This is a genomic window from Solidesulfovibrio carbinoliphilus subsp. oakridgensis, from assembly GCF_000177215.2.
Taxonomy (GTDB): Bacteria; Desulfobacterota; Desulfovibrionia; order Desulfovibrionales; family Desulfovibrionaceae; genus Solidesulfovibrio; species Solidesulfovibrio carbinoliphilus.
Genome location: NZ_CM001368.1, coordinates 3,294,509 through 3,311,422, shown reverse-complemented (window position 1 = coordinate 3,311,422; position 16,914 = coordinate 3,294,509). Strand labels below are relative to the sequence as shown.

Here is a 16,914-nt window from a genome sequence, read left to right as displayed (position 1 = left end):
TGCCGGCGGCGGCCTGTGTTCCGGGGAATGGCGTGGGGAGGGGGCAGGCGCGGGGAACGGCGGCGCGGCCGGAAGGCCGGGCCAGGGCCGCTTCGCGGGGAAAAACGTACAGGCTGCCCCACTCTCCAACAACCACGGCCCTGTCGTCTTGTCAACGACCGCAACGGATCATTACGCCTGTGTCATGGAGTTGTTTCGGAGAAAACCCACTCAACTTTCGGAGGAAATCGATGCAACGCGCGTTACGACTGCTGGTGCTGTGCCTGCTCGCCCTGGGCGCCACCAGTGCCTTTGCCGCCACGGAAGTGCGAATGGCCGGCGATGCCCGTGTTTACGGCATGTTTTTCGAGAACCGCAACTGGACCTCCTGGAACGCCACCGGCACCCAGACCGAGGATACCCTGGAAATCTGGGAACGGTTCCGCCTACGTTCCGATTTCGTGGCCAGCGAGGCCGTGAAATTCAGGCTCTCCACCATGGTCGGGGACACTCCCTGGGGTAACGGCACCTTCACCGCCGCCAATCCCGAGGTTTCCATCGCGGTCTGGGAAGCCTACCTGCAGTTCAAGTGGCCGGGCTGCGATTTTGAGGTGACGGCGGGCCTGCAGCCCATCTCCCTGCCCCACGCCTCCATCTTCTACGACTCCCCGATCCTGGCCTCCAAGAACAACAACAAGACCTTCGCCGCCCTGACCGTCAAAGCCCCGCTGATCGACAACAGGCTGACCGCCAACGCCGGCTTCGCCCGGCTGATCGACGTCAACCGGACCTATGACACCACCACCACCCAGGTGGCCGACGAATTCGACGTCTACTTCCTGACCCTGCCCATCGCCTTCGACGGCGCCAAAATCGTGCCCTGGGGCATGGCCGGGGTGGTCGGCCGGTCGAGCCTGTCGGTCAACTCCATCAAGTATGGCATGATTTCGGGCGGCAACTACCTCTCCCCCACCGGGTACAACGACAACCAGAGCCTCTACTGGTGGGGCGGGGCCATGTTCGAGGTGACGGCCCTCGATCCGATCAGCTTCTACGCCGACGTCATCTACGGCCAGGGCGCGTTCAATGACCACCAGCGCAACCGCCGGCAGGGCTGGTTCATCGACGGCGGCGTCAAGTACACCGGCTTCGACTGGGCCACGCCCATGGCCGGGGCCTGGTGGAGCTCGGGCGAGGATTCGGGCATCCGAAACGGCTCCGAGCGCATCCCCTCCATCACCGACTACTGGGGCATGGGCGGCTCGTTCCTCTACCAGAGCGGCCAGGAGTTCACCAACGACACCATGCTCGCCAACCCCATCGGCTCCTGGGGTCTGTCCGCCTCCCTGGACAACGTGTCGTTCATGAACAAGCTGAGCCACGTGGTGACCTTTGCCGCGGCCTTCGGCACCAACTCCGCGGCCGGGCTGCGCAAGGCCGTGCTCGCTTCCGGCGGCAACGGCCGGTACCTGACCATGGGCAAGGACCTGGCCATCGGCGAATACCTGCTCGGCGCCAACATCGATTCCAAGTACTGGATCTACGAAAAAAGCCTGGCCCTGGTCATGGAAACCGGCTGGGCCCACTACGGCAACGGCAACGGCAGCATCTGGAACACCGGCACCAAGCGCTTCACCAACAAGGTCGAAGACGCCTGGAAGGTGGCCGTCGGCCTCAAGTACTGGTTCTAGGCCTCCCTCCCTCGCAACGACAAAGCCCCGTGGCGTTCCCGACGCCATGGGGCTTTTGCGTGGGGAGAAGGGCTTGCCCGGGTCTCGCCCTCCGATCTTTGTCCAACCCTGCCCTTTCGCTTCCGTCAGGCTGGAAACGGCCGCCATTTTACAGCACCCTTGCCTGATACTGCTTTTTGAGATAGAAACAAACCTGCTCCGCCCGGCGGCCGCCGCCGGGGGAACGGGAGCGAGGAGGCGCCATGTCGGAAATCGCGGCACTGATGGGCCGGGTGGCCGCCCGGGAGGGGACCACCGAGACCGGGGTGCCGGGAGTGCGGCTCCACCGGCGGTCCGCCGATATCGCCCGCGTGCCGCTGCTCTACCAGCAGGGCGTGGTCATCGTCGGCCAGGGCACGAAAAAGGTCCATCTCGGCGAGACGGTGCACGTGTACGACCCCGACCACTATCTGGTGCTGTCCGTGCCGCTGCCGGCCGAATGCGAGGCCGTGGTCGCGCCCGGGGAGGCGCTTCTCTCCATGGCCGTGGACATCGACCTGCGGGTGCTTGGCGACATCATCGAGCGGATGGACGACCCGGCCGGCAACGCCTGCCTCAAAGCCGGGGCCAGGCACCAGGGTTTGGCCGTGGCCCGGGCGGACGCGGCCTTCAAGGAGACCGTGGTCCGGCTGCTCCGTGCCCTGCTCTCGCCCCGGGAAAGCCGGGTGCTCGGGCCGGGGCTGGTGCGCGAACTTCTCTTTCGCATCATGTGCGGCGAAAACGCCGCCTCGCTCCACGCCCTGGCCGTCAAAAACACCGGCATCTCGCGCGTCGAGAAGGCGCTCAAGCACATCCACTGCAATTTCTACCAGCCGTGCAACGTCGAGCAGCTGGCCGGCTCCGTCAACATGAGCACCTCGGCCTTTCACCGGGCCTTCAAGGACGTGACCTCGCTTTCGCCCATCCAGTACCTGAAAAAGGTCCGGCTCAACAAAGCCAAGAGCCTGCTCGCCGAAGACGGCCTGCGGGCCAGCGACGCCGCCCGGCAGGTGGGCTACGAGAGCGTTTCCCAGTTCACCCGCGAGTTCAAGCGCTACTTCGGGGCCAGCCCGACCAGCTGCCGCCGCTAGGGCGACGGCAGGAAAGGTCGGGAGAGGGGACGGGGGAAATGCCTCCGGCGGCCAAAGGGCTGCCGCCCTTTGGAATCCCGCAAGGATTTGAAGGCATTGGCTCTCCGTCCCCGCGTTCGCTTCGGAGTGGTCCGCAGTGGAGCCGGGAGGCCCGGAAGCGGCCCCCGGCCGGGAGGGCGGGAAAGGCGTCCGCCTGCCGCCCCCCGGCCAGGGCATGGATGGCCCGGGCGGGGCTTACGGGAAGAGGTTGTTGATCTTGCAGGCCGCGCAGGCCGCGCCGAACCCGTTGTCGATGTTGACGACGGTCACGCCACTGGCGCAGGAGGTCAGCATGCCGCAAAGGGCCGTGAACCCGGACAAGGCGGCCCCGTAGCCGACCGAAGTCGGCACGGCCACGATGGGCTGGGGCACGAGCCCGCCGATGACGCTGGCCAGCGCCCCCTCCATGCCGGCCACCACGATGATGACCCGGGCCTGGCGCAGGGTGTGGAGCCTATCAAAAAGGCGGTGGATGCCGGCCACGCCCACGTCGGAAACGACCACCGCCCGGCTGCCGAACATCTCGCAGGTCACCCGCGCCTCCTCGGCCACGGGCAGGTCGGAGGTGCCGGCCGTGACGATGGCGATTTCCCCTTCGCGCCAGGCAATCTCGCCCTTGACGGAGGTGAGGGTCCGGCCGAGGGGATTGTACACCACGCCCGGACAGGCGGCCTGGACATGGCAGGCCATCTCGGCCGACACCCTGGTCGCCAGGACGTGGCTGTGCTCCCCCATGCGGGTGAATATCTCGGCCACCTGCTCCGGGGTCTTGCCCGCGGCGTAGACCACCTCGGGGAAGCCGTTTCGCAGCGACCGGTGCAGATCAATCTTGGTGTGCCCAAGCTCCAGGTACGGCAGGTCGCGCAGCCGGGCCAACCCCGCCTCCACGTCCAGGTCGCCGGCTTTGACCCCGGCCAAAAGCTCTCGCAAGCTATCCAGCATATCCATACGTCACGACTTCACGCCGCCGTTTCCGGCGGTCTCGTTGAGGCTCCCCATGCGGTAGCCGGCCAGATCCACGGCCACATGGCGAAAGCCAAGTTCCTTTAAATGGGCGTCCAGGCCGTGTTCCCGATCGGCGGCGACCAGGGCGGCGATCCTGTCCGGCGCGACCTCGAGGCGGGCCACGTCCCCGTGGCTGCGAAGCCTGGCCCCGGGGAAGCCGATCTCCCGCAAAAAAGCCTCGCCCGCCTCGATGCGCCGCAGTCCGGCCTCGGTGACGCGTTCGCCGTGGGGCAGCCGCGTCAAGAGGCAGGCCCCGGCCGGCGCGTCCCAGGTGGCAAGGCCCCGCTCCCGGGACAGCCGCCGCACGTCGGCCTTGGCCAGGCCGGCCCAAAGAAGCGGGCTTGCGACGCCAAGTTCCCGCACGGCCTTCAAGCCCGGCCGGTGGTCGCCCAGGTCGTCGGCGTTGGTGCCGTCGCAGACGTGGGCCAGCCCCCGGCCCGCGGCCCTGTCCGCAAGAAGGCCGAAGAGCAGGCGCTTGCAGGCGTAGCACCGGTCCGGCGGGTTGTCGCGCACGGCCTCGGGAAAGGGCACGGCCACCACCTCGTGGCGGGCCCCCATGCTTTTGGCCGCCTCGCGGGCCGCCGCCACCTCGAAGGCCGGGGTGTAGGGGGCGGCGAGCGTCACGGCCAGGACGTTTTCCCCGGGCAGGGCGTCCAGGACGGCCCGCAACACAAGCGTGCTGTCCGTGCCCCCGGAAAAGGCGACCAGGACCGAGCCCAGGGGGCGAATGACGCCGAGAAGCGTCTCATAGTTTGGGCTGGACATGGCGGTTCCTATGGCCGGCACCGGCCGATGACGGCGTAGACCTCGGCCAGGGGCAGGTCGTGGCGGCGGGCCAGTTCCCGGCAGTCTTCGAGCTCCGGCTTGGACCGGATGACCACCCCGCCAAGGAGGGCGTTTTTCATGGTCACGGGCCCAAGGGGCGTGTCCAGGCGCTCGAAGGTGATGTCAAGGACGGTCTTTTCGAGCGGGAAGCTTTTGATGCCAAGGGTGGTGGTGTGCCGGAAGACGAGGGCCTTGAACCGCTCCTCGTCTGCAGTGCCGCAAAGCAGGGACAGGCAGGTGGCCGGCCGGTTTTTCTTCATCAGGATGGGCGTGAAGTGCACGTCCATGGCCCCGGCCTCCATGAGCACGTCCATGGCCACGCCGAGCATCTCGGCGGTCATGTCGTCGATGTTGCACTGGAGGAGCCGGGCCGGGCTGACGGTGCCGCCGGCCGTGTCCTCCAGGGTCCGGGCCAGATGGACGCGCAGGAGGTTCGGGATGTCGGTTTCGCGGTGGCCGACGCCGTAGCCGGTCCGCTCCACGGCCATGGCCGGAGTGGCCGTGAACCGGTCGGCCAGGACGGCCAGGATGGCCGCGCCGGTCGGGGTGGTGGTTTCCTTTGCCACGGCTCCCCGGGTGGTGGGCAGGCCGGCGAGGATTTCCACGGTGGCCGGGGCGGGCACGGGGATGCGGCCGTGGGCGCACCGGACGAAACCGCCGCCGAGTTCCACCGGCGAGGACCAGACCGCGTCCACGCCGAGGGCATGGTAGCAAATGGCCGCGCCCACGATGTCCACGAGGGAGTCGGTGGCCCCGACCTCGTGAAAGTGGACCTCGCCCACGGGCTTGCCGTGGACCCGGGCCTCGGCTTCGGCCACCTTGCGGAAGATGGCGAGGCTGGTGCGTTTGACCTCCGCCCCGAGCGCACTGGCCGTGATGAGGGCCTCGATGGCGGCCAGATTGCGCTGGCCGGGGGCGTGGGCATGGCCGGATCCCTGGTCGTGCGCGTGGACATGGGCATGGTCATGACCATGAGGCTCATGGCCGGGTCCCTGTTCGTGATCGTGGTCAGGGGAACCCGGGCTGTGGCTGTGCCCATCTCCATGGGCATGGTCGTGGGGATGGGCATGATGCTCCTGCCTGTGGCCATGGCCGTGTTCGTGGGCATCCTCAGGGCCGTGGTCCTGGCCGCTGGCGTGGGCGTGCCCGCCGGGCGCGTCGGCCGGCGCGTCCTGGTTCTTGAGGACCACGTCCACCCGGATGCCGCAGATGCCGTTTCGGGCGTCGCTTGAGACCTTGAGGTCGAATTCGGCGTCCAGCCCGAGTTTGGACAGCTCGGACCGCAGGTAGGCCGGGTCCACGCCCAGGTCGAGCATGGCGGCCAGGTTCATGTCGCCGCTCAAGCCGGCGGGACAGTCGTAATAGAGAATTTTCATAGGGATGCTGCTCTGCGGCTTGCGTTTTCGGATTCGGATGTCGCGTTCGCGCGAAAAAGGAGATGGGCGGCCGCCGTCCTTCCCGGGAGCGGGACGGCGGCCGCCCCGCTCCCACGGCGGGAATCCCGCCCCGGGCGTCAGGGATAGGGCTGGCCCGTGGGGCGGATCATGATCTCGTTGACGTGGACGTGGGCCGGCAGGGTCAAGAGCCAGCGGATGGGTTCGGCAATGTCTTCCGGTTCGAGGAGCTTGCCGAACTGGTCGACGAACTTGCCGAAGTTCTCCGCGTCGTACCCGGCCACGTCCTGGAAGCCCGAGACCACGATGCCGGGCATGACGGTCGTGACCCGGACACCCGCCCCGCAGACCTCGCGGCGAAGGCCCTCGGCCAGGGCCGAGACCGCGAACTTGCTCGCGCCGTAGAGGCCGCTAAAGGGCGAGATGTTGCGGCCGACCACCGAGCTCAGGGCCACGATGTCCCCGCCCTTTTGCGCCGCCAGGTACTTCCCGGCCCGGCGCATGAGGTGGGCGGCCCCAAGGACGTTGATCCGGTAGAGTTCCTCCCACTGGGCCTCGTCGCTGCCAAGGACCCCGCCGGCCAGGCCGCGCCCGGCGTTGACCACCACGATGGCGTACTTGCCGCCACTGTCCTTCCAGTCCAGGGTCGCGGCCAGAAGCGCGTCCAGGTGGCCGGTGTCGCCGGCGTCGCCCGGGACGACCAGGGCCTTGCCGCCAAAGGCGGCGATCTCGGCCGCGAGGGCCTCCAGCGGCTCCTGGCGCCGGGCCTCGAGGACCACGGCCGCGCCTTCCTTGGCCAGGGCCAGGGCCGTGGCCCGGCCGATGCCGGAGCTGGCCCCGGTGACTACGGCCGTCCTGCCGGCCAGGGATTTCGTCGCGTTGCGCTCATACGTCATGGTTCCACCTCCTGGTGGCGGCCGCCGGGCGGACCCGGCGGCCGGAAATGCGTTCCGGCCTCACGCGCCCTGACGGGCTCCGTCCGGCCGGACCTGGAACATGCGAAGGGCCGCGGCCTGGCGCGCCTCGAGGCCGTCGTCCTCCAGCTCGGCGGCGACCTTCTCCAGCATGTCGGGAATCCCGATATGCTGCGGGCACTTCTCCAGGCACTGGCCGCAGGCCACGCACAGGGAGGCGAAGCCCGGGGCGCTCGCGCCGAGGACGCCGCTGACGCTTACGGCATACATGAATTTCGCGCCTTCGGCATCACCGAACATGTGCAGCTTGTTGTAGACATCGAAGCACTTGGGGATCTGCACCCCGGCCGGACAGGGCATGCAGTAGCCGCAGCCCGTGCAGCCGACCTGCATGAGCTCCTTGTAGGTGCGTCCGGCCCGGTCGACCAGCTCCAGATCCTTTGGTGAAAGCGACCCGGCCGTGGCCACGTCGGCAATGGCCATGTTCTGGGCGATGTGGGCCTCCTCGTTCATGCCGGACAGGACCACCGTGACCTCGGGATGGTTCCAGACCCAGCGCAGGGCCCACTCGACCGGCACACGCGGGGTGTCCGCCTCGGCCCAGAGGGCGGCCACGGCCGGCGGCGCTTCGGGCAGGGCCAGGCTGCCGCCGCGAAGGGGCTCCATGACGACGACGCCAAGGCCCTTCTCCGCCGCGTATTGGAGCCCTTCCGTGCCGGCCTGGAATTCCTGGTCCAGGAAGTTGTACTGGATCTGGCAAAAATCCCAGGCATAGGCGTCCACGATGCGCTTGAAATCCGGCAGCCAGCCGTGGAAGGAGAAGCCGGCGTTGACGATGCGGCCGTCCTGCTTGGCCGTGTCCAGGAACTCCCGGACGCCGTGGGCGGCCACGCTGTCCCACAGCTCGCCGTCCAGGGCGTGGACGAGGTAGTAGTCGATGTGGTCGGTCTTGAGCCGCTCGAGCTGGACGTTCAAATACGTGTCCATGTCCTCCCGGCTTTCGATCATCCAGGAGGGCAGCTTGGTGGCCACCCGGACCCGCTGCCGGTAGCCGTCCTGCAGTGCCCGCCCGAGGAGCGGCTCGCTTTCGCCGGCATGGTAGGGCCAGGCCGTATCCATATAGTTGACGCCCTTGTCGATGGCGTCGCGGATCTGGGCCACGGCCCGGGCCTCGTCGATCTTTCCCTCGGCCATGGGCAGGCGCATGCACCCGAATCCCAGGATGGAGAGCTTGTCCCCGTTTTTCGGCATTGTTCTGTAAAGCATGCTGCTTCTCCTTTGCGTAAGGGGCCGGCCGCCGGCCTTCCGGTCCGCCCGGCCTTCCGGACGGTAGGGCAGCAATACTCGAACAGGCGGCCTGGAAGAATATCCATTTCTGCTGTTTCCTTGCCTGATCCTGCCCGGCCGGCCAGAAACCGGGCCGGCGGGATGCCGGGCACGGACGGAGGCCGAGGCAGCGGCGGGCGGACACGAGCGCCCACCCGGCCTGGGCATCGACGGACAAACCGGCACGTTCCCCTGTTGCAAGGCAGGCCGGCAGCAAAAAACGAAAAAGGCCTGCGCCGTTGGCGCAAGCCTTCTTCCCGGGCGCCGGCAAGGAGGGTTTCCCTTGCCGCCCGGGGCCGTACACCGGGACGAAGCGGCCTGGTGTTGCGTCCATGAAAAAAGTGCATCCTTTTTCATGGATAACCATCTAAGATGGTTATTTTTTAAAGAGTTGCAACCCTAGCGGGCCATGGCCGTGCCGCAGGCCGGGCACTGCAGGCTGACGCAGGCATTGCCCGGGGTCTGGACCATGGTCCGGCCGCACCGGGGACAGAGGCAGGGCTCGGCCGCGTCCGGGCCGGGTGCGGCGGCGCGGACCGCGCCCCTGTCGGCGTTGCCGACCGGCAGTTGGCCGCCCTGCCCCCGGGCCTGGCCCTGGCCACAAGGCCCAAGCCCCCGGCCGCCCTGCGACCGTCCCCGGCCCTGGCCCTGGCCGCAAGGGCCGAGCCCCTGCCCGCCCTGGCCCTGTCCCGGCCCTTGTCCCTGGCCCTGTCTCTGGCCCTGTCCCTGGCCAAACCCCCGACCCTGGCCGCCGCCCTGTCCGTTTTGTGCGATGCCGCGTTGCCGCATGGTGTAAGACCTCCGTGTTACAGGGTGTCCGGAAAGCCGTCCCCCGGTGCGCCGGCAGGCGGCCGGGATACGGCGTCGTCCGGCGCAAAACGCTCCGCCCGGGAGGGGCCACGGCTACGTCTCGATCAAAAGGCCGCTCCCCGTGGCGATGGTTTCCCCGGCAAAATTCCGACGCAAGGCGCTGAGGGCCGCGTCTCCGGTGCAGTGGCCGGCGAAAAGCCGCCGGACGCCGCTTTCGTGGAGGGCGGACACGGCCTCCTCCAAGGCGTCGTCCGGCGCACCGGCCAGATGCAGCCCGCCGACGACGGTATCGACGGAGGCCAGTCCCAGGCGCCGGCGCACATGGCAAAGCGTATTGCCGAGGCCCGCATGGCAGCAGCCGAGCAGGACCAGCGGCCCCCGGGCCGTGGCCGCGACCAGGCAGGCGTCGTCCGGCACCGTGTCCGCCACCAGTCCGGCCGTGTCGCAAAAAAGGTTGGCCGTGGCGGTGAAGGCTCCCGGCCGCCGGTCGATGCCGGCGACGAAGGCCAGCCCCGGCGCGAGCTCCCGGACGTCGGGGGTTGGCGCGAAATCGAACGGGCAGTCCTTCAAGCGGCCGTCGCCCATGCCGATGGAACGGAAGGAGGACGGGCCGCGCCGGCTGTAGCGGACGGCCAGCAGGCCCGGATGCCCGACGACCGGGCCGGCGAACCCACGCTCCAAGAGCGCGGGCAGGCCGCCGGCATGGTCATGGTGGCCGTGGCTTAAGGCCACGCCCGTGGCGGCCAGGGGATCGATGCCCATGGCCTCGGCGTTTTCCAGGAAAAGCCCGGTCTGGCCGGTGTCCCACAGCCAGGCGCCGTCCGGGCCGAGGTCCAGCCAAGCCGACCAGCCGTGTTCGAAGGCCAGGGCGGCGGCGTCGGCCCGGTTGTCCATGAGGATGCGGATGGCGCGCAGGGACATGGCGTTGCCTTCTATTTGAAGATGTCGGACGGGAGGTAGGCGTGCCCGCCTTCGACGACCTCGACCCCGGCCTTGGCCCTGATCCTGGCCGCGAGCGTTTCCTTTTCCGGACAGTAGTTGACCAGGCAGGTCCCCAGGTGGACCTTGGTGGGCTTTTCCCCAAGCGGGGCGTTCCAGAGCTTGAGCTGGGCCATGCGGTTGACCACGCCGACGCCGGGACAGTCGCCGCAGTGGAGAAAGCCGATGATCTCGGCCTCCTGGTCCTTGTAGCGGGCAAAGGCCCCGTCCCGGCGGTTGAAGGCCACCTGGCACCGGGAGCAGGCGATGCAGACGTCGTCCATGAGCTTTTTGCAGCCGATCATGAGAATCTTTTCCATGGGGTCTCCAGGGGAAGGTCAGCAGCCCAGAAGGCGAAGCGTCCCCAGGAGGGCGCGCGCATCCGTGGCCGAAGGGTGCGGCGGGATGGCCGCCAGGATGCCGAGGCCTTCGCCGGCTTCGTGGAAATCCTCGGGCGAAAGGTCGCTCACCACCGCCGTGTGGACGGCGGCGTTGGTCCGCATGAGCCGGGCCACGAGGCCGAAGGCCTCGGCGTCGGCCAGGCCCTGGTCCACCAGGACCAGGGTCGGGGGCTCGTTTTTCACACGGTCCAGGGCGGCCCCGGCCGTTTGGGCCAGCGCGGTTTCCACCCCGTCCTCGGCCAGGGCGGCCAGAAATTCCGTGAACGCCGCGGGACGGCTGGTGACGGTCAAAATATGCATGGAAGCTCCTTTTTTGCCTCCGGCGGCCGGGGCTCCGCCCCGGACCCCGCCGGGGGGAATCATTCCCCCCGGACCCCCCGACCGGGAATCGCGGGCCGCTCGCCGCCGCACACCCGTTCCCCCTTTGGGGAGGGTCCGGGAGGGGGTCACCCCCTCCCGGCCGCCGGAGGCATCTTCTCTTCCTCTCTTCCTCGCCTCTCCCCGCCTACGCCTGGCCGCCGCCGCAGGTCTGGTTCAGGGAGAAGGGAACCAGGCCGCCGGCCAGGAAGGCGTCCACGGCGTCCTTGACCACGGCGGCGTCGCCGCCGTGGTAGACCTTGATGCCGACCTGCTGGAATCCCATGAGCGGGCGCATGCCCATGCCGCCGGCCAAAAGCACGTTGACGCCGTTTCCGGCCAGATGGTTGACCGGGGCCATGCAGCCGCCCTGGACATGGGGGACGTTCGGCAGGGTGCCGACCTGGGTGATCCGGCCCTCGGCCACGTCCACGACGGTGTAGCAGTCGCAGTGGCCAAAGTGGGCGCCAAGGGCGCTTTCCATGCCGCCGGGCAGGGTCGAGGGGATGGCGATGCGGTAGGTTTCCATGAGCGTGTTCCTTTTATTTGAGCGGCCGGGGGCATGCCTCGGCCAGGTTGCGGATGGCCTGCCACAGGTCGGCGACAGTGTCGGCCAGCGGGCCTCCGTATTCGGGCAGGGTCAGTTTTCGCACCATGGCCCGGGTCACGTCCGGGTGGTGGGGCAGCCGGCCGAGCAAGACGTAGCGCTTTGCGACGCAGTGGGCTTCGATGCGGGCCGCTTCCCCGGGATTGAGGTCGGCCTTGTTGATGATGACGCCGACCGGCAGGCGGAAGTGGTCGCACAGGCCGGCCACGCGCAGGAGATCGTGGGTCCCGGACGGCGTGGGCTCGGTCACGAGCACGACGAGGGTCGCGCCGGACAGCGAGCTTATGACCGGACAGGCGATGCCCGGGGCCCCATCGCACAGGATCAGGTCGCAGCCGTCCTTTTGGGCCAGCTCCCGGGCCTTGCGCTTTAAAAGCGACACCAGCCGCCCGGAATTCTCGGCCCCGGGGTCCAGCCGGGCGTGGACCAGCCGGCCAAAGCGCGTGTCGGACACGGCGTGGTAGCCGCAGACCCGGGGCAGGAAGGCGATGGCCTGGCGGGGACACAGCGCCACGCAGGTGTTGCACCCTTCGCAGCGGTGCGGATCGATGGCGCATTGCCCGTCCGGGGTGGTGGCGACGGCATCAAATCGGCACAGGTCCCGGCACAGGCCGCAGCCGTCGCACAGGTCGGGATCGACGGCGGCCAGGTGGCCGGAAATGAATTCCTCGGCCACGGTATTGGTCGGATCAAGCAGGATGTGCAGGTCCGGGGCGTCCACGTCGAGGTCGCAAACGATTTTCTTTTCGGCCAGGGCGGCGAAGGCGGCGGTCAGGGACGTTTTGCCGGCCCCGCCCTTGCCGCTTAAGACAACGATTTCACGCATGGCGGGACCCTCCGGACCGGCCGGCCAGCCCGGCCACGGCGGAGACGAGAGTGAGGCACAGGGACCGGTAGTCCGGGCCCACGTCGGCCAGGAGCCCTCCCCGGGCGTAGGTCTCGGCCACCAGCCGGTCGTCCGGGATCTCGGCCAGGACGGGCAGGCCGGCCACGGCGCAAAAGGCGCGCAGTTCGCCGCTGCCCTCGCCGCCGCGGTTGATCACCACGGCCATCGGTTTGGCCAGGGGCGTGAAGGCCTCCACGGCCAGCCGGAAGTCGTGCAGGCCAAAAGGCGTGGGTTCGGCCACCAGCACGATGCAGTCGGCCGTGGCCACGGCGGCCGTGGCCGGACAGCTCACCCCGGGCGGGGCGTCGAGGAGGACGTCCGGCCTGTCCGCTATGTCGCGGCCGGCCGACAGCTCGCCCAGACGGCGCAGGACGGCCCGGATGAGCGGCGGGCTCATGGCCTCGCCCACCCGCAGCCGGCCGGCCAGAAAGCCGATGGGGCCGGCCGCGCCTTCCTCGATGCGGCCAAGCTCCCGCGCGCCCGGGGTGATGGCCCCGGCCGGGCACACGGCCAGACAGCCGCCGCAGCCGTGGCACATGTCGACGAAGACGAGCGGCGTGTCGCCCATGACGGTGATGGCCCCGAACTGGCAGAGTTCGCGGCAGGCGCCGCACCGCGTGCAGACGGCCGCGTCCACGACCGGAACCTCCAGGGTGGCGGCCCGGGAGCTGGCGATGGTCGGCCGCAAAAACAGGTGCAGGTTCGGCTCCTCCACGTCCAGGTCCACGGCCAGGACCGGACGTCCGCAGGCCTCGGTCCAGACCGAGGCCAGGGACGCGGACACGGTGGTCTTGCCCGTGCCGCCCTTGCCGCTGGCGATGGCCGCGATCATGCCTAGGCTCCCTGCCCGGCCCGGTACCGGGCCACGGCCTCCCCCACGGTCAGGCCTTCCATGCCCTCGACCACGGCCACGCCGGCGGCGGCCAGGGCGCTGGCCGCCTTGGGGCCGACCACGCCGGACAGGAGCACCTTGGCTCCGGCCTCGGCGATGCGCCGGGCGGACTCGATGCCGGCTCCGTGGGCCATGGCCTGGGAACCGCCGTTGTCCAGATAGCGGGTCCCCCCCGCTCCATCGACCACCACGAAACCGGCGGCCCGGCCGAACCGGGGATCGACGGCGTCGTCCAGGCCCGGCCCTTCGCTGCTGACGGCAATAATCGTATTCATAGCAAGCATATCCTTTCCCTTTTTTGCTCTCGGGTCCTGATTTCCCATCGGGGGGGTCCGAGGGGAATCATTCCCCCCGGCCGCCGGAGGCATCTTCTCTTCCTCCCCCTCCCCCTTCGCCTCCGATCATCCACCGGTGCACGGCCTCGCGCACGGCGGCGGCGGCCAGGTAGGCGCAGTGGCGGTCGTCGTCCGGGAAGCGGCCGACGGCGGTGACAATGGCCTGCTCGTCGATGTCCACGGCCTCGTCCAGGCTCTTGCCCCGGGCCAGGGCGGCGGCGGTGGCCGCGGCGATGCAGCTCGAAGCGCAGCCGTCGGTCATGAAATCGCTCCTGACGATCCGCTCGCCCTCAATGCCGAGGGCAATGGCGATGGTGTCGCCGCAGGAGCCCTTGACCGTGCCGACGCTGGTCGGGTTCTCGAGGCGGGGCCGGGCCGGCGCGTCGCGCCAGATGGCGTAGCCGCGCTCGCCGAACCGCTTGACGAGTTCCGCCTGCTCTTCCTGCTCGAAGATCTCGAGGACGGCGTCGAGGGGGTCTTTGGGGGTGGCGTCCGACATGGGCGTCATCCTTTTTCGGCCGGGACCGCCGGCAGGCCGAGGGCTTTTTCGACCGAGGCGATGACGGCCTTGAAGGCCACGGCGGAGGGACTCTGGCCGGCCACGGCCAGGAACACGTCGCCGTCGTCGCCCGAGCGGGCCACTTCCGGGTCCACGGGAATGCGGCCGAGAAAGGGCACCCCGGCCTCGGCGGCCAGCTTTTCCCCGCCGCCGGCGCTGAAGATGTCGTGGACCGCGCCGCAGGACGGGCAGGCGAAGCCGCTCAGGTTCTCGATGATGCCGATGATGGGCGTCGCAAGCTGGCGGCAGAAGGTGATGGAGCGGCGGACGTCGTCCACGGCCACGTCCTGGGGCGAGGTGACGATGACGGCCCGGGCCTTGTCGCCGAAAATCTGGAGCACGGACAGCGGCTCGTCGCCGGTGCCGGGCGGGCAGTCGACCACCAACACGTCGCGTTCGCCCCAGGCCACCTTTTCGGCCATCTGCTGGATGACCCCGGCCTTGGCCGGGCCGCGCCAGATGACGGCGTCGTCCGGACCGGGCAGGAGAAAGCCGATGGACATGACGCCGAGGTTCCAGTGCCAGTCCACCGGGACCATGAAGGTCTCTTCCATGCCGGGCCGGCTGCCGGTGAGTTTGAGCAGCCTCGGGATGCTCGGCCCGTGAACATCCACGTCCAGGAGGCCCGTGCGCCGGCCGGCCATGGCCAGGCCGGCGGCCAGGTTGGCGGCCACCGTGGACTTGCCCACCCCGCCCTTGCCCGAAAGCACGACCACCACGGCCTTGACGGCATCGAGCCCGCTGGCGGGCTTGGGCCGGATTTCCTCGTTCAAATCGCGCAGTCCGTTTTCGTTCATGATTCCTTGATCTCCAGACAGTGTTTGCCAAACCCGGGTCCACGGGCCAGGCCGCGTCCGGGACGCGCGCCCGGGGCGAGCAGGGTTTCCAGGCGGTTTTCGCGCAAGGCGACAAGGACGGCCGGCACGTCTCCGGCGATCCACGGAGCCACGGCCAGGCCGTGGCGGGTGAAGTGCTTGAGACAACAGCAGGTGGCCCCGCCGCAGACGAGAAGGACCACCCCGGCCCGAAGCAAAAGCGGAGCCAGGGCGGGGAGCCCCTCCGCCGGCATGGCCCAGCTCCCCTCGGCCACCGGGCCCTCGGCCTCGAAGCGGTAGAGGCAGAAGGCGGAGGCGGTTTCGAGGAGCGTGGCCAGCCGCTGCCCGTGGCAGGCCAGGCAGACGCGGGGCCGGCGGATGGTGTGGTCGGCGGATGGTCGGTGACGGGGCATGGCGAAACCTCGCCAAGCTCTAAGCACATCCGGGGCCAAGAGCTGGATCGTGTGGCGTGGCAGGCGATTAGCCAGGCAATGAGGCCCGAGGCGAACGGGAAGAGGCGAATTTTTCGCCCATTCGCCAGCAGATGGGATTTTTTCTATCCCAACGGAAACGTGTCCGTGGCCGGAAAGCGGGAAGGCATACGGGAGCGGGCGGACGGCGGTAAGGCGAGGTGGGCGAAAAATACGCCCACAGCGGCCGGGTCAGGCGCCCGGCCCCGCCTCCAGGATGCGGCGCAGGGTGTCCTTGGTGATGCCGAGCTCGCGGCAGGCCTCCATGCGCCGGCCGCCGTTGCGGGCCAGGAGGGCGGTTATGGCCTGGAACTTGATGGCCCGCATGGTGCCGGACGCGGCCGGCGAGGCCGCCTCGCCCGGCTCGGGGCGCAGGTAGTCGGGCAGGTCTTCGAGGCCGATGCGGCCCTGGCCGCGCAGGATGAAGGCGTATTCGAGGATGTTTTGCAGCTCCCGGACGTTGCCCGGGTAGTCGTGGCGCATGAGCCTTTTCAGGGCCGCGTCGGCCAGGCCGGCCACGGCCTTGGCCTGCAGCAGGTTCAGGCGTTCGATGAAGGTGGCGGCCAAAAGCGGAATGTCCTCGGGCCGGTCCCGCAGGGGCGGCAGGACCAGCCGGGCCACGCCCAGGCGGTAGAAGAGGTCGCGCCGGAACTCCCCGGACGCGGCCATGGCGGCCAGGTCCCGGTTGGTGGCGGCCACCACCCGGACGTCGGTGGAGAGGCTCTTTTCCGAGCCGAGCGGTTCGACCACCTTTTCCTGGAGCACGCGCAACAGCTTCACCTGCAAGGCCAGCGGCATGTCCCCGACCTCGTCCAGAAAGAGCGTGCCGCCCCGGGCCAGCTCGAAACGGCCCTTGCGGTCGGCCTTGGCGTCGGTGAACGCCCCCCGGACGTGGCCGAAGAGCTCGGATTCGAGCAGCTCCGCCGGGATGGCCCCGCAGTTGACGGCCACGAACGGCCCGGCCCGGCGGGGACTCAAGGAGTGCAGGGCCCGGGCGAAAAGCTCCTTGCCCGTGCCGGATTCGCCAAGGAGCAGGACCGAGGAGCCGCTGGCCGCGATCTTGGGCAAAAGCTCCAGGGTGCGGGCCAGGCCCTTGTTCTTGGTGATGATGTCCTCGAGGGTGCAGACCCCTTCCAGTTCCTTGCGCAGCCTGGCCAGGTCGGAAATGTCGCGGAAGGTCTCCACCCCGCCGACGATGCGGCCCGATCCGTCGCGCAAGGGGGCCGCGCTGATGCTGACCGGCACCTTGGTCCCGTCCGGCCGCACGATGAAGATCGACTGGTTGGACAGGGTCCGCTCCCCCTCGATGCAGGCCCGAAGGGCGCAGGCCCCGTCGCACAGACTCGAATGGAGGACCTCCCAGCACTTGCGGCCCAAGGCCTCGGCCGGAGGGATGCCGGCCACGACCCCGGCCGCCCGGTTGAAAAACGTGATGTTCCAGTCCGTGTCCACGGTGAAGACCCCGTCGGCCAGGGACTCCATGATGGCTTCGCAGGGGATGTCCCGGGGCAGGGCCATGGAA

19 protein-coding genes are annotated in these 16,914 nt (G+C 69.1%); 2 read left to right on the top strand and 17 right to left on the bottom strand.

The annotated features are described in order from the left end of the window. Positions 1 to 230 precede the first annotated feature (230 nt). Positions 231 to 1,670: an outer membrane homotrimeric porin gene (locus tag DFW101_RS14440; protein ID WP_009182269.1), complete on the top strand. Its 1,440-nt coding sequence runs from the start codon at positions 231 to 233 to the stop codon at positions 1,668 to 1,670. Positions 1,671 to 1,912: 242 nt separating this feature from the next. Continuing rightward, positions 1,913 to 2,779 (top strand): AraC family transcriptional regulator, encoded by an 867-nt coding sequence (locus DFW101_RS14435; RefSeq protein ID WP_009182268.1) that lies wholly within the window; start codon positions 1,913 to 1,915, stop codon positions 2,777 to 2,779. A 234-nt stretch (positions 2,780 to 3,013) separates the two neighbouring features. Here the strand turns inward: DFW101_RS14435 and larB are convergent, their stop codons facing one another. The 17 genes from larB to DFW101_RS14350 form a co-directional block, all read right to left on the bottom strand. Beyond that, entirely contained in the window at positions 3,014 to 3,766 is a 753-nt protein-coding gene (gene larB / locus DFW101_RS14430) for a nickel pincer cofactor biosynthesis protein LarB (RefSeq protein WP_009182267.1), read from the bottom strand. A gap of 3 nt (positions 3,767 to 3,769) precedes the next feature. Continuing rightward, on the bottom strand, positions 3,770 to 4,588 hold the full coding sequence (gene larE / locus DFW101_RS14425) for an ATP-dependent sacrificial sulfur transferase LarE (RefSeq protein ID WP_009182266.1): 819 nt from the start codon (positions 4,586 to 4,588) through the stop codon (positions 3,770 to 3,772). An 8-nt stretch (positions 4,589 to 4,596) separates the two neighbouring features. Beyond that, positions 4,597 to 6,024 carry a nickel pincer cofactor biosynthesis protein LarC gene (gene larC / locus DFW101_RS14420; RefSeq protein WP_009182265.1) on the bottom strand — a complete coding sequence of 476 codons (1,428 nt, stop codon included), beginning with the start codon at positions 6,022 to 6,024 and terminating at the stop codon, positions 4,597 to 4,599. Between the two features lie 137 nt (positions 6,025 to 6,161). After that, entirely contained in the window at positions 6,162 to 6,938 is a 777-nt protein-coding gene (locus DFW101_RS14415; RefSeq protein WP_009182264.1) for an SDR family oxidoreductase, read from the bottom strand. A gap of 60 nt (positions 6,939 to 6,998) precedes the next feature. Further along, entirely contained in the window at positions 6,999 to 8,222 is a 1,224-nt protein-coding gene (locus tag DFW101_RS14410; protein ID WP_009182263.1) for an aldo/keto reductase, read from the bottom strand. A 459-nt stretch (positions 8,223 to 8,681) separates the two neighbouring features. Beyond that, positions 8,682 to 9,071, bottom strand: a complete 390-nt coding sequence (locus DFW101_RS14405; RefSeq protein ID WP_009182262.1) for a hypothetical protein — start codon at positions 9,069 to 9,071, stop codon at positions 8,682 to 8,684. Between the two features lie 114 nt (positions 9,072 to 9,185). Then, positions 9,186 to 10,013 (bottom strand): MBL fold metallo-hydrolase, encoded by an 828-nt coding sequence (locus DFW101_RS14400; RefSeq protein ID WP_009182261.1) that lies wholly within the window; start codon positions 10,011 to 10,013, stop codon positions 9,186 to 9,188. 11 nt (positions 10,014 to 10,024) lie between these two features. After that, positions 10,025 to 10,390 (bottom strand): CGGC domain-containing protein, encoded by a 366-nt coding sequence (locus DFW101_RS14395; RefSeq protein ID WP_009182260.1) that lies wholly within the window; start codon positions 10,388 to 10,390, stop codon positions 10,025 to 10,027. 18 nt (positions 10,391 to 10,408) lie between these two features. Further along, entirely contained in the window at positions 10,409 to 10,771 is a 363-nt protein-coding gene (locus DFW101_RS14390; protein WP_009110556.1) for a PleD family two-component system response regulator, read from the bottom strand. A gap of 205 nt (positions 10,772 to 10,976) precedes the next feature. Further along, the gene (locus DFW101_RS14385; RefSeq protein WP_009110557.1) at positions 10,977 to 11,357 is read right to left on the bottom strand and encodes a NifB/NifX family molybdenum-iron cluster-binding protein; all 381 of its coding nucleotides are present in this window, start codon (positions 11,355 to 11,357) and stop codon (positions 10,977 to 10,979) included. Positions 11,358 to 11,370: 13 nt separating this feature from the next. Then, a complete protein-coding gene (locus DFW101_RS14380) occupies positions 11,371 to 12,261 on the bottom strand; it encodes an ATP-binding protein (RefSeq protein WP_009182259.1) in 891 nt (296 codons plus the stop codon). After that, positions 12,254 to 13,153, bottom strand: coding sequence for a nucleotide-binding protein (locus DFW101_RS14375; RefSeq protein WP_009182258.1), 900 nt, complete (start codon positions 13,151 to 13,153; stop codon positions 12,254 to 12,256). The genes DFW101_RS14380 and DFW101_RS14375 overlap by 8 nt, the downstream gene beginning before the upstream one ends. Positions 13,154 to 13,155: 2 nt before the next feature. Continuing rightward, a complete protein-coding gene (locus DFW101_RS14370; protein ID WP_009182257.1) occupies positions 13,156 to 13,488 on the bottom strand; it encodes a NifB/NifX family molybdenum-iron cluster-binding protein in 333 nt (110 codons plus the stop codon). 67 nt (positions 13,489 to 13,555) lie between these two features. Further along, entirely contained in the window at positions 13,556 to 14,047 is a 492-nt protein-coding gene (locus DFW101_RS14365) for an iron-sulfur cluster assembly scaffold protein (protein ID WP_009182256.1), read from the bottom strand. Between the two features lie 5 nt (positions 14,048 to 14,052). Next, positions 14,053 to 14,904, bottom strand: a complete 852-nt coding sequence (locus DFW101_RS14360; protein ID WP_009182255.1) for an Mrp/NBP35 family ATP-binding protein — start codon at positions 14,902 to 14,904, stop codon at positions 14,053 to 14,055. After that, entirely contained in the window at positions 14,901 to 15,335 is a 435-nt protein-coding gene (locus tag DFW101_RS14355) for a hypothetical protein (RefSeq protein WP_009182254.1), read from the bottom strand. The genes DFW101_RS14360 and DFW101_RS14355 overlap by 4 nt, the downstream gene beginning before the upstream one ends. Before the next feature lie 249 nt (positions 15,336 to 15,584). Further along, a complete protein-coding gene (locus DFW101_RS14350; RefSeq protein ID WP_043643416.1) occupies positions 15,585 to 16,910 on the bottom strand; it encodes a sigma-54 interaction domain-containing protein in 1,326 nt (441 codons plus the stop codon). Positions 16,911 to 16,914 lie beyond the last annotated feature (4 nt).